Genomic DNA, 12895 nt, shown 5'->3' with positions numbered 1-12895 from the left:
AAGCGGACCTCCCTCACGAAAAAAACCGAAATTTTATCAAATCCATTCCGAATCGGCCAAGTCGGGCTAAGTAAAAGGGAGTTCCTGGATAAAAAGGAAACTATCTTGTCAATTATGGAGATATGACCCCGTCCTTCGAATACCTTCGAATGCTATGGAGATATGACCCCGTCCTTCGACCCTATGGAGATATGACCCCGTCCTTCGACCCGTCCTTCGACCCGTCCTTCGACCCTATGGAGATATGACCCCGTCCTTCGACCCTATGGAGATATGACCCCGTCCTTCGACCCTATGACCCCGTCCTTCGACCCTTGCAAGGGGCCGTTGCACATAGCGACATGCCGATTGAAATGGGTCCCACACTTTTCCTACCGTTTTCCCAACAATTTCCCGCTGGGTACATGGCATTCCGGCTACCGGAGTTCGCGGCATTTTTTGATGACCATAAGGTCCAAATCCCATTCTCCAAAGGGGACGCTGTATTCTTTAATCCGGCGTTGTTCCATGCCGGTGGAAGCAATTCGACCAACAAGGACCGGGTTGCGAATTTGCTGCAGGTTTCCTCGGCGTTCGGAAGGACCATGGAAACCATCGACAACGATGCCATGGTTGAAGCTGTTTATCCCGCATTGTTGGCCCGCGTAGTCGTCGGCACCGTGAGTGAGCACGAAATCAGCGGTATGATTGCGGCGGTAGCAGAAGGTTACTCCTTTCCCACAAATCTCGATTCAGATCCACCCGTGGGTGGAAATGCTCCAGAGACCGGACAGCAATTGCTGCACCGTGCCCTTCTCGAGCAATGGCCAGTTGAACAGCTTAGGATTGCCATGGCCGCCTACTCCACACGTCGACAGGCCTGATGATGTTTAGCGTTCCTATCGCTTTCGCTTCAAACAGGCGGCGCTGCGGGACCTCGAAATTGTAACAGCCCTTCCATCCATGATTTCATGATTATGGCTAGATTGCAGTAATGGCGACATGACCAATGATCGCTCAACTACCAACACGGGTCCGATTTTTTCTACGGAGTAGTATTCATCGAAAACTTTTGCGGCGGATCGAAAATAAAAACCCTGTGGCAGACCACAGGGTATGAAAGGCTTAAAACATCCCACCAGATGTTCGCTTTCTACTTATCATTTTCACTTTCTCCAAAAGACTGAGCGGACATCGTTAATGGTATGCTCGGCAGCAAGCTACCTCCTACATTTCGTATCGCAAATACAACTGTAGGAGGTAGCTCGCAGCCGATTTCGAATGCTCAAACTTCCTATCAGCCCCCCACCGGATTATTCCAGACTGAACACAGATGAAACAGCGCTGTTTCATAGGAGTCACCGACCCCGCGAAAGAGACCACGGGGAATTACAAGTTAAACTATCTCCGCAATTTGAACTGGCCGATTTTCTTTCACAGATATTTGGGCAGCAACGGCCATCTTCGTCGCCATGAGCGCATCAAAACTTCCGACGGGTACGGGGTTATTCGTCAAGACCGCTTCAACAAATGCTTTCATCTCTGAGAAATACGCCTCGGCGTAACGCTCCATGAAAAAATGCAGGGCGGGGGGTCCGTGCCTTCCGGCCTCATCAAAATGCATGGATGTATCCGCATAATGATTGGCATTTAGTGACATGCCTCCCGAGCCAAAAACCTCTACCCGTTGATCATAACCGTAGACCGACTTTCGACTGTTATCAATCGCCCCAATTGCTCCGTTTTCAAACTTCAACTGAATGATGGCCGTATCGATATCTCCGGCTTTTCCGATGTCCTCATCCACCAACACCGCTCCTTGCGCATACACCTCCGTAACCTCGCTTCCCATGATGAACCGTGCCATATCGAAATCGTGAATGGTCATGTCCAGAAATAGACCGCCGGAATTTTTTATGTATACGATAGGCGGTGGGCTTGGATCGCGACTGGTCAATCTCAATAGATGCGGATCACCGATCTGTCCATCCGCCACCTTCTTTCTTACCGCGACAAAATCGGCATCGAAACGACGATTAAACCCGACCTGTAACTTGACTTCATACTTGCGGACGATTGCGTCAATGGCCTGGATTTTCGCCACCGTCATATCCAACGGTTTTTCGCAAAAAATATCCTTACCCGCTTTTGCGGCGATCTCGATATATTCCAGGTGGGTGGGTGTTGGGGAACATAGAATAATCGCATCTATCCCCGGATGGTTAACCAGACTCTGGAAATCGTCATAAAATGTCGGTATTCCGAATGCATCAGCCACTTCCTTCGTTTCAGGAACCGGATCCGCTACGGCAAGTACTTCGACTTCCGGTAAACGATAGACCAGACTTTTTAAATGCACTTTCCCAATTCGGCCCAGACCGGTTAAACCTACCTTCATCTTTTTCATGTCGTTGATGATTGTGTCATTATCTGATCGATACCAAGCCTAATTAATCGAGTTCGACTACAATACCGAGGAAAATGCAACCGCTGTCCACGACTTGCACGCCACGATGCTCCACCTACTAGGCATCGACCAAAAGCGCTTCACTTACAAATTTCAGGGACGCGACTTCCGCCTCACCGACGTGCAAGGACACCTGCTTGACCGGATTTTTGCTTAACAAAAAACCCCCATCTTAAAATGGCGGTTTTTTGAAATGGAGCCGGCGATGGGACTTGAACCCGCAACCTACTGATTACAAATCAGTTGCTCTACCAATTGAGCTACACCGGCGTGGTACCTCCTCGGGGACTTGAACCCCGAACCAATTGATTAAGAGTCAACTGCTCTACCAATTGAGCTAAGAAGGCACAAACAAGCGGACAAAGCTCTAAAGGTTTTCGACGATGTCAAACAATTTAAAGGGAGAATGAAGAAGTCTGAAACAGGAACCAGTTAGAGGTAACGAAGCTGCGATAAAACGCAGCTACCAGAAAAGCGCGCTTTCAAACAAAACCACCCTACTAAAAAGGCAGGGCAAGAGTGTCATCGTGGTCCGGTATAAAAGACGACCGGTCCTGTCGTCGAAGGCTCCTCGAAACTGACCTTCACTACTCCCCAAAAAACACGGCATCGCGGGGACGCCATTGCCCTACCGTTGAACCCCTGGAACGAGATACCCGAACTCCTGCGCTTACAAAATTAATAAACTCATGATGTGCATGACACTTTTTGAGATCGATAGATATTACACCCCTCTCCGGTGGTAAATGAATAAAGACTTGAATCCGAATCGACCTTCCCCCAGCCTCCACAAGATTCGTGAAGTATCTCCACTAAAATGAAAACCCATCAAGACAGGCCATTGTTAATAATCGTAGGGTTAACCACCTTGATGCTGGTGTTGATTTTCACGGATGATTTGATTCCGCTGGTTCCACGTTCAATCATTTATGCCGGGTGCATTATGGGAATTTTCACTATTTTAGGGCTCGGAAATATACTGAAGGATGGCCGTGCGATACTGATTTGGAGGCTCTATGCACTAGGCTTTGTAATTATGTTTTGCATACTGATAGGCATTATTTTTCTGCATGAAAGTTTTGAAACCGGAGATGATTTGGTCATGGGTATGAAACCGGGTACCGCACTGATGGTGTTTGGTCCTTCACTGTTTCCGTTTTGGTTTACTATTCTGTGGGTAATCGGATTTCGGCGGGCAATTGTGCCGCAGGAAAGAGAAGATCATCTCAATCAACTGGTAGCGAAGGGAACGGAAAGTGAGGTTGGTGCTGATGGATGACCGGACTTTGATTCTATCCATAGTTGGATTTTATATGCTGGTATGTTTGGGCATAGGAGTCTGGGCCGCCAAACAAACCAAGTCTTCCAAAGATTTTTTTGTAGCAGGAAAGGCCTCCGGAGTAATTGTCATGGGATTTGCGGCTTTCTCAACCGTTATGAGTGGCTTTGGATTTATCGGTGGACCTGGCCTGGTCTACAAATGGGGAACCACGTCTTTCTGGATTACGTTGCCATCTGCATTTGGCTTCGCAATCACCGGATTAATTCTGGCAAAACGATTCAAGGCTTTCGCCGATCTTTTCGACATCCTAACACTTCCCGATGCCGTGGCTATTCGGTACAACAGCGAGACCTGTCGCTTCCTGGCCGGTCTGGTAATTATACTCGGCGTTATAGCGTATTTAGGAACAAACATACTCGCCTTCGGTGCAGTGGCTTCGACGTTTTTTGGAATTGATTTCACGCTGGCGACGGTGATCGGGATGGCGGTGGTAATCAGCTATGCAGTCTTTGGGGGTATTATCGCCGGGCTTTATACAGATGTATTTCAGGGAGCTATTATGGTTTTTGCGGCTGTCGCTTTATTTGTGATAGCTATCACGGTTTCTGGAGGTGGAAACTTTTTTGACGGCCCCAGAAACATAACCGAAGCATTCACCGCGGCAGGCCAGAATGATGCGGTGGGAGCCTGGGGTGTCCTTGGACCCATGGCCTGTCTGAGTTACTTATTTCTCTTTAAACTAGGAGGCTGCGGCCAACCACATACGACGACGAAATTGTTTATGCCTCGCGATTTCAAACCGGTCAGGTGGAGTGGCGCTTTGGGAGCGAGTGCCTATATGCTCTGTGCTCTTTTGTGGGTGAGTGTTGGCTTCGCAATGAAATACCTGGTAATTACCGGTCAGGCAGAGCCCTTGACTGCAGGCAGTGAGGATCAAGCCGCACCGGTCTTCCTTATGAATCATACTCCTGCCTGGTTAGCCGGTATTGTGTTCGCCGGATTATTTGCCGCAATCATGTCGACGGCTGATTCATTTTTGAACATCGGTGCTGGCGTATTCGTCAGGGATTTTCCTCGAGCCATCCTGAAGCGGACTGTACAGAATGAACTGTTATGGGCGCGCATCGCTACTTTACTCTTGGCTATCGCCGCGACTGTATTCGCCCTGTGGGCTCGAAATCACGGTGACCTGATCGCTATATTGGGAATATTTGGTTGGGGTTTGTTTGCGTCGGCCTTTGTACCCATGGTGGCCATCGGATTTAACTGGAAACGCGCAACCTGGCAAGGAGCTGCTTGTGCCGCGATAACCGGCATAGTCGTCAATCTGGGTTTGGACTTGGCTTCCAAGTATCCGCAAGGAGCACCCCTTTATAAAATTCCCGGGAATATCAGCATCGGAGCTGTCGCCCTTATGACTTCAATCATCGTTATGATCGTTGTCTCTTTGGCTACCAAACCAAAACCGCTTGCTCCGCTGCTAGAGGAAGCGATGGACTTTTAATGGGGTCCTCGGAGTGTTTGTTCTCAAAATTTATCTAAAACTGGTAGGGCTCGATCCAGCTTCGTTTGATAACTTCGCTGGACTCCTCGCCGACTTGTCCGGCGAAGCTTGGATGAGCGTAGCAGGAGCGAGCCGTCGTAGAATCGGCGGTTTTCGGCGTTTCGAGGAACGAAGAGACGACACCAACAACCGCCCTGAATTAGCTGACTATTTAAAATATAAACGCTCGACACGGACGCAAATCTTCAAGGAACAAAGAGGTTGACATATTCGTTAACCGGCATGGCTTCCAATTTCGTTTGATCGAGCGAAACAGCGAGAATCGCATCCTGTTTTTCTTGATCGAATCGCCGGGCGAGATTGATCCGAAACTTGTTCTCCAAAAGCGGAATCCCGTCATTGCGTCGTCGCATGTGCCCAATGGGGTATTCACAAACGATTTCATCGAGAACGGTTCCATCACGGAATTCAACGGTAAGCGCATTAGCAATCGAACGCTTGTCCGGGTCATGATAGTCTGCGGTAAATCCTTTGTCCTCCACACAAACTATTTTGTCACGGAGGGCATCAATGCGAGGATCGCCGGCAATTTCATCTTCATAGTCTCCGGCCGTCAGACGACCAAAAATAATTGGAACAGCAACCATGTATTGGATACAGTGATCGCGGTCGGCGGGGTTACTCAGTGGACCCTTTTTGTCGATAATACGCAGGCACGCTTCGTGAGTACGGATAATGATTCGTGAAATGTCCTCCGGCTTCTTTCCACATTTATCCAACTCACCATAAATCTGGATCGCGCACTCGACCGCCGTTTGAGAATGAAACTCCGCAGGAAAGGAAATCTTAAACAGAACGTTCTCCATGACATAAGAACCGTACTCCCTTTGAAACTTGAACTTCTCACCCTTAAACAAAACATCATAGAACCCCCAGGTCGGTGTAGTTAAGACGGATGGATAACCCATCTCACCCTTTTGAGCGATCAACGCGAGGCGGACTGCGCGGCTCGTCGCGTCGCCTGCTGCCCAGCTTTTACGACTTCCTGTGTTGGGTGAATGGCGATAGGTACGCAAACTATGGCCGTCAACAAAGGCGAGCGAAAGTGCGTTGATAATCTGTTTGCGGGTCAGGTCAAGTAGCTCAGCCACCACGGCCGTTGAGGCAATCTTGACCAATAGCACGTGATCGAGGCCGACTTTGTTAAAGGAATTTTCAAGCGCGAGGCAGCCTTGAATCTCGTGGGCTTTAATCATCGAGGTGAGAACGTCCCGCATGCGGAGCGGCTCCCCACCACTCGCTATTGCATTTCGTGACAACCAATCAGCCGTTGCTAGGATACCGCCTAAGTTATCGGAAGGATGTCCCCACTCGGCCGCAAGCCAGGTATCGTTAAAATCCAACCAACGAATCATGGCTCCGAGATTGAATGCAGCCTGCACCGGATCGAGTTGATATGGCAGGCCAGGGACTCGGGCACCATGGGGAACAACGGTCCCTTCGACAATGGGGCCAAGCAGTTTGGTACAGGCAGGATACTCCAATGCTTCCAAACCACAACCGAGTGTATCGATCAAACAGTTACGTGCTGTTTCGTAGGCGAGTTCGCTATCGATCTCGTAATCGAGAACGTAGTCGGCAATTTTGACCAGAACTTCGTCCGGCTCAGGCCGAACATTACTTATCTGATTTGACATACTTAGTCTCTGAGATGAATGGGCACAAAATCAACTGGATCGGGGCCCGTGTAGTTTGCGCTTGGGCGAATGATTTTATTGTCGATGCGTTGCTCAATAATGTGCGCCGTCCAACCGGAGGTTCTGGAAAGCACAAAGAGTGGAGTAAACATGGCGGTCGGTACGCCCATCAAATGATAACTGACGGCGGAAAACCAATCCAGGTTGGGAAACATTTTTTTAGTGTCCCACATTTCAGATTCAATACGTTCGGCGATATCATAGAGCCGTGTGTCACCTGCCTCGTCAGAAAGCGCTTTGGAGACTCGTTTGATCACCTCGTTACGCGGATCGCTAACCGTATACACAGGATGGCCAAAACCGATGATAACCTCTCTTCTCCCGACCCGCTCACGGATATCCCCGGCCGCTTCATCCGGAGTTTGATACCGGCTCAAAATTTCAAATGCAAATTCGTTTGCGCCTCCATGCTTGGGACCACGAAGCGCACCAATGCCACCGGTTATGGCTGAATAAATATCTGAGCCGGTGCCACTGACAACCCGGGTAGTGAAGGTCGATGCGTTAAACTCATGCTCGGCATAGAGGTTCAGGGAAATGTGCATAAAGCGCACCCAGGACTCGCTGGGTGGCTTTCCATGAAGCAGATGAAGGAAATGACCTCCAATAGAATCCTCATCAACCTCAACTTCGATGCGTTTGCCATTGTTCACATAATGGTACCAATAGAGAAGCATCGAGCCGAGTGACGCCAATAAGCGGTCTCCAATGTCGCGGGCACCCTGCTCACTGTGATCATCCGCCTCGGGAGCCACACAGCCTAAAACGGAAACACCGGTACGCATAACATCCATAGGATGTGAGGAAGCGGGCAATTGTTCGAGCGCTGCCTTCACGGCATCGGGAAGGCCCCTAAGAGATCTTAGTTTTGCCTTGTAGGCTCCAAGTTCGGCGGAGTTCGGGAGCTTCCCATGAATGAGTAAATGAGCGACTTCTTCAAATTCACAGGTTTCGGCAATGTCGAGAATGTCGTAACCGCGATAACGAAGATCGTTGCCCGTTCGCCCCACGGAGCACAGGGCCGTATTTCCCGCAGGAACTCCTGAAAGAGCTACCGATTTCTTGGGTTTAAATCCGGCCGGAGAATTAGATTCAGAATTGGGAGATTCCATACTTATTGCCTTGATGGTTTATTCAGTTCATCGACCTTTTTTTCATATTCGTAGTATCCAAGACATTCGTATAATTCCTCACGTGTCTGCATTACATCCAGGACAGCTTGTTGAGTTCCATCTCGTCGAATGGCAGCGTAAACGGATTCGGCCGCACGACTCATGGCACGAAAGGCGGATAGCGGATACAATGCCAGTCCAACTCCGGCACTCCTTAGTTCAGAAGTGGAAAACATCGGGGTATTTCCGAACTCGGTGATGTTAGCAAGAATCGGGATACCCAAAGCATCGGCAAATTGTTGGTATTGCCCAAGGTCACTTACCGCTTCGGGAAAAATCATATCGGCACCGGCTTCTTTGTATGCGACTGCTCTTTCGATGGCCGGTTCGATACCTTCAACAGCAAGCGCATCGGTGCGCGCCATAACCACTAAAGTATCATCGCTACGAGCGTCGACCGCAGCCCGAATTCGATCGACCATTTCTGCTTGGGACACAATCGCCTTGTTGGGACGATGCCCACATCGTTTCGCCGGGACCTGATCCTCGAGCTGCACACCCGCCACTTGAGCGCGTCCCATTTCCTGGATCGTTCGACCGATGTCCGCCGCCTCGCCAAAACCAGTATCGATGTCGACCAACAACGGCAAGTCGGTCGCTCCGGTAATTCGCCGTGCATCTTCCAGAACATTTTCCAAAGTCGTCATTCCCAGATCGGGAATACCAAAGGAAGCGTTCGCTACACCGGCACCAGAAAGGTATAGCGCACGAAATCCTGCCCTCGCTGCCAACATGGCAGAGTAGGCATTTATCGCACCAACCACCTGAAGCGGATTTTCTTCCGCGACGGCATTCCGCAAGCGTTGACCGGGCGAAGACGTAATTTCGGATGGTTTATTATTTTCCATTTGGCTGATGAACTGAACAAAAGACTACACCTCCACTGAACCTACAAAAATAAACCCGCTTATCAAGAGCTTAGGCTCTCAACCTTTGACATCGGATAAGCAAAAGCGTGCCCTTGCTTCCCACATACAATCACACTGAAACTACCAGGTTCTTTTCTTGAGGCCGAGTTGCGAGCAACTGGCCCTACCAGGTTCTTTCTTTGAGTAATTCCTGGATTTGCTCCTTCGGGACCGGGAGTTCATCCATATGAGATTCGAGCCACTGGGAAAAATCCTTTTCGATGGCGTCCGTCCAACGGTCGTCGATTTGACCCGCCGTGTAGACGCCGGCTTTCAAACGCTCGAATCCAAAAGCATCGCGTAAACGTATGAGCTCGGCGGTCTTGACCACCTTCTCTGCTAAATGAGCGGGAATCACGATGACGCCTTCGCGCTTTCCAAGAATGACATCCCCTGGCATGACGGTTACACCTCCAATATTCACCGGAACGTTAATGCCGGAAATCATGGACGCCCAGTAGAAGCTGGGATTCCAACCACGCACGTAACCGTTGAATCCTTCGATTTTTTCCAACTGCTCCAGGTCGCGAGCCACTCCATTGAAAAGCACTCCGTTTCCCGAATTTGAAAAAATCGTCGTCCCCAAGCTCGCTCCGATAATCGGGCCGCCATCATCCTTATTGTTGTAAACATCTGCCACGTAAACGTCTCCCTGTTGTAGCATGTCAATCGGCCAAGTAACCTGAGCTCCGACACGACCGTCCTCTTCAGCTTGTGTGTTTACCACTTCATTAACGTCTTTCCGTAAAGGCATGTACATCGCCGTCATCGCACGACCGCAAAGCACCCCACCAGGATTAACGTGCTCCCAACCGTCCTCAAATTGATATTCGTAGCCTTCGTTCCTCAAAACCACCCAAGCCGCTTCGATATCCACAAGCTTCATACGTTCGAGAATACTATCGGACACCTTTGGACGTCCATTAGGGAAACGTTCTCCTTCCCACTGAGGTGTGAATTTGATCATCGCTTCCTTGTCCAAGGTAAATGGCATGGCTGGAACGAAAGAAATGCCAACAAACAGGCAGGCGAAGGAAACTACGATTCGTTTAACGGTATTATAGGTCATTTTGATTTTACTGATGTTGATTTAAATTCAGGGCCACCCGGATTCGAAAATTAGACGAAGTCAGAACTGGATCCGGGCTCTTGAGGTGTTTTATAGATTCCATCGCTTACCATTGCTGGATGCAAAAAGTATTCTCGAAGATGCGGGATGTGTTCAAGGAAAAGAGCTTCATGTCCCAAGGCGATATGGTTGAACAGTACAAGGTGCTGATGAATCTGTCCCATGTCACCGACATGAGGCACCACCGGCAAACCAAACTTTCGAGCCAGCAGGCTGACCGTGATGAACTCACTGATGCCCCCTACTCGAGTGCAGTCGACCTGAACAAATTTCACAGCCTCTGCTTGCATGAAGTTCTTAAACATCACTCGATTGGAAACGTGCTCGCCCAAGGCAATATCGATGGGTGCGATTTCGCGAGCCAAGGTTTGGTGAGCAATTACGTCGTCCGGTTGGGTCGGCTCTTCAATCCAGAACGGCGACATCCCAGCTAAGGCTTTGGAGGTCGAAATGGCCTTGGGCAGGGTCCAGCTTTGATTCACATCGAGCATTACCCTGGCGTCATCCCCGGCTCCCTCTCGAACCAGATAAGCTCGACGAATGTCTCGCTCCGTATTGGGCGAACCGACTTTCAACTTCATCGCGGTAAAGCCGGCTGCAACCGCTTTCTTGACGTTTTCCCTTACCTGTTCGTCCGAGTAGTTAAACCAACCGATGGAAGTATCGTAACCTGGATAACCGGATTCTATTACCCCTTCCCGATCTAAGCGACTACTCTGGTTGTCCGTCAACAGGGCAAGAGCATCCTCTCTGGTAAGTACTTCTTCGAGATAACCAAGATCCAAAGTGTTGACGATTTGTTCAGGCGATAAATCCAGCAGTAAACGCCATAGGGGAACCCCACGGACTTTCGCCCACAAATCATAACAGGCATTGGTTATCGAAGCTAAGGCCAAATGAACCATGCCCTTGTGCGGCCCCAGCCAACGGTATTGAGGATGATCAGCCATTTGCCGGAAGGTGACTCCAAACTGAGACATCAGTTCTTCGATGTCACAACCGACCAGCGAACGCGCCATCCCTTCGATGAGTGAGCAGATCTCCTTATTTCCCGCCCCAATGGTAAATACAATTCCGGTTCCGTTCACCTTTCCATCGGTATGCAAATGAGTCACTGCATAAGAATACACAGGGTCGGTGTGTATGGAGTCTGTTCCATCACCCTCCTTAAGGGGGAACTCTTTAACAGAAGTCGTAATCTTGGTAATGGCATTCATGTTTTAATCCTTGGCCGGGCCGTATCGGTATCGTTTATACAGCGGAACGGAAAGTAAGGCGATTGAAGAAATTACAAAAATCAAGGAAACCGGCCGTTGAATCAAGGGCAGGAAACTTCCATGCGAAGCCATCAAGCCCATCTGCAGATTTTCCTCTGCGATCGGGGCCAGAATAAATCCGATCACAAATGGAGCCAGGGGTATTTTCATCCGCTCAAACCCAAACCCAAGAAAGCCGAAGAAAAGCATGGTCCACACATCAAACATGCGAGTGGAGAGCGCAAAGGATCCGATGATGCAAAAAACAAGGATCACCGGCATCAGCAAACTTCGCGGCATCGACGCCAGTCGTGCAATATACCGCACCGCTACCAACATGAAGAGAAACATGAACACGTTGGACACAAACATGGTGCTCATAATCGTGTATACCATTTCGGGATTCTGTTGAAACAGCAGCGGTCCTGGTTGCAGTCCATGAATAAGCAGTCCACCCAGTAAGATGGCATCAATAACGCTTCCAGGAATGCCCAGAGAAATTAAGGGAATGAGTGATCCTCCGATCGTGGCATTGTTTGCCGACTCAGAGGCAACAATGCCGACCTCAGAGCCTTTACCAAATTTTACTATCTCCTCAGCGCTGGCCATGGACTTTGCGGCACTGTAGGCAGAGACCGAACCGATGTTGGCACCTATTCCGGGCAGGATTCCAATCCAGGTTCCAATCACAGAGGATCGAATCAAATTAACCGCCTGATCCTTCCAGTCTTTTAAACTGAACAACATGTCACGCGTTCGCTTGAGCGGAATGATGGTAACCTTTTCGTCGAGCCGACTGAGATCGGAAATGATCTGACTGATGGCGAACATGCCGATGAGCACCGGAAGTAATTTCAGGCCGCCATTGAGTTCCTCAAAACCAAAGGTCAGCCGCAATGTCCCAGTTGCCTGGTCAATACCTGGCAAGGAGGCGAGCACACCCAGTGAAGCCGATAAGAATGCCCGACTCATTGACTTGCCCCCGATAGAGGCGATGAGCACCAGAGCCAGTAACACAAGCGCGAAAAAGTCGAATGGTCCGAGCTTCGTCGAATAGCGGGCGATCGGCCCGGAGAGCGAAATCAAAAATAACCACGAAATAGAACCTCCAACAAAAGAGGCCGTAATCCCCAATCCAAGCGCACGATCCGGCCGACCAGCCATAGCCATGGGGTAGCCATCCAAAGTCGTCATGATGGAAGCCGGCGTACCAGGCATGCGTAACAACGTCGCTGTAATCAGCCCTCCACTAACCGCTCCCACATACATGCTGATGAGCAGAATGAAAGCGTTGATAGGATCCATGTTAAACGTAAGAGGCAAGGTCAGGGCTATCAACATGGCACCGGTCAGTCCTGGAATCGCTCCCATAGTAATTCCCAGCACAGTTCCAATCACCACCAGAAGAATTCCTTGGGTACTAAACAGGTAGACAGATGCT

At 49.7% G+C, this 12895-nt stretch carries 11 protein-coding genes, 2 tRNA genes and 1 pseudogene; 5 read left to right on the top strand and 9 right to left on the bottom strand.

Features of this window, described 5'->3' with window-relative positions:
- Positions 1–314 precede the first annotated feature (314 nt).
- Entirely contained in the window at positions 315–863 is a 549-nt protein-coding gene (locus O3C43_22110) for a phytanoyl-CoA dioxygenase family protein (protein ID MDA1069187.1), read from the top strand.
- 512 nt (positions 864–1375) lie between these two features.
- Here the strand turns inward: O3C43_22110 and iolG are convergent.
- Positions 1376–2386: an inositol 2-dehydrogenase gene (gene iolG, locus O3C43_22105; GenBank protein MDA1069186.1), complete on the bottom strand. Its 1011-nt coding sequence runs from the start codon at positions 2384–2386 to the stop codon at positions 1376–1378.
- A 49-nt stretch (positions 2387–2435) separates the two neighbouring features.
- Between iolG and O3C43_22100 the strand changes: the two are divergent.
- Positions 2436–2603: pseudogene (locus O3C43_22100) on the top strand (DUF1501 domain-containing protein).
- 37 nt (positions 2604–2640) lie between these two features.
- Here O3C43_22100 and O3C43_22095 read toward each other — a convergent pair.
- Both O3C43_22095 and O3C43_22090 read right to left on the bottom strand, forming a co-directional pair.
- Positions 2641–2716, bottom strand: a tRNA-Thr gene (locus O3C43_22095).
- Position 2717: 1 nt separating this feature from the next.
- Positions 2718–2793: transfer RNA gene (locus tag O3C43_22090), tRNA-Lys, on the bottom strand.
- A gap of 470 nt (positions 2794–3263) precedes the next feature.
- Between O3C43_22090 and O3C43_22085 the strand changes: the two genes are divergently transcribed.
- Genes O3C43_22085 through O3C43_22075 form a run of 3 tightly spaced genes read left to right on the top strand, consistent with a single transcriptional unit; the run spans position 3264 to position 5497 of the window.
- The gene (locus tag O3C43_22085; protein ID MDA1069185.1) at positions 3264–3725 is read left to right on the top strand and encodes a hypothetical protein; all 462 of its coding nucleotides are present in this window, start codon (positions 3264–3266) and stop codon (positions 3723–3725) included.
- Entirely contained in the window at positions 3703–5232 is a 1530-nt protein-coding gene (locus O3C43_22080; GenBank protein ID MDA1069184.1) for a sodium/proline symporter, read from the top strand. Before O3C43_22085 ends, O3C43_22080 begins: the two co-directional genes overlap by 23 nt.
- Positions 5233–5245: 13 nt before the next feature.
- On the top strand, positions 5246–5497 hold the full coding sequence (locus O3C43_22075; protein MDA1069183.1) for a hypothetical protein: 252 nt from the start codon (positions 5246–5248) through the stop codon (positions 5495–5497).
- On the opposite strand, the gene O3C43_22070 is transcribed toward O3C43_22075, so the two are convergent.
- The 6 genes from O3C43_22070 to O3C43_22045 form a co-directional block, all read right to left on the bottom strand.
- Positions 5478–6929: a bifunctional 2-methylcitrate dehydratase/aconitate hydratase gene (locus tag O3C43_22070; protein MDA1069182.1), complete on the bottom strand. Its 1452-nt coding sequence runs from the start codon at positions 6927–6929 to the stop codon at positions 5478–5480. The two genes, O3C43_22075 and O3C43_22070, sit on opposite strands and share 20 nt — an antisense overlap.
- 2 nt (positions 6930–6931) lie before the next feature.
- Positions 6932–8101 carry a 2-methylcitrate synthase gene (gene prpC / locus O3C43_22065; GenBank protein ID MDA1069181.1) on the bottom strand — a complete coding sequence of 390 codons (1170 nt, stop codon included), beginning with the start codon at positions 8099–8101 and terminating at the stop codon, positions 6932–6934.
- A gap of 2 nt (positions 8102–8103) precedes the next feature.
- Positions 8104–9009, bottom strand: coding sequence for a methylisocitrate lyase (prpB, locus tag O3C43_22060; GenBank protein MDA1069180.1), 906 nt, complete (start codon positions 9007–9009; stop codon positions 8104–8106).
- Positions 9010–9193: 184 nt separating this feature from the next.
- The gene (locus O3C43_22055; GenBank protein ID MDA1069179.1) at positions 9194–10138 is read right to left on the bottom strand and encodes an RraA family protein; all 945 of its coding nucleotides are present in this window, start codon (positions 10136–10138) and stop codon (positions 9194–9196) included.
- Between the two features lie 50 nt (positions 10139–10188).
- Positions 10189–11415, bottom strand: coding sequence for a mandelate racemase (locus tag O3C43_22050; protein ID MDA1069178.1), 1227 nt, complete (start codon positions 11413–11415; stop codon positions 10189–10191).
- A gap of 3 nt (positions 11416–11418) precedes the next feature.
- Positions 11419–12852: a tripartite tricarboxylate transporter permease gene (locus tag O3C43_22045; GenBank protein ID MDA1069177.1), complete on the bottom strand. Its 1434-nt coding sequence runs from the start codon at positions 12850–12852 to the stop codon at positions 11419–11421.
- Between the last annotated feature and the right edge of the window lie 43 nt (positions 12853–12895).

The sequence above is a fragment of the Verrucomicrobiota bacterium genome (genome assembly GCA_027622555.1).
Lineage (GTDB): Bacteria > Verrucomicrobiota > Verrucomicrobiia > Opitutales > UBA2995 > UBA2995.
Note: the sequence above shows the minus strand (reverse complement) of the source record. Positions and strands in the feature narration are given on the sequence as shown.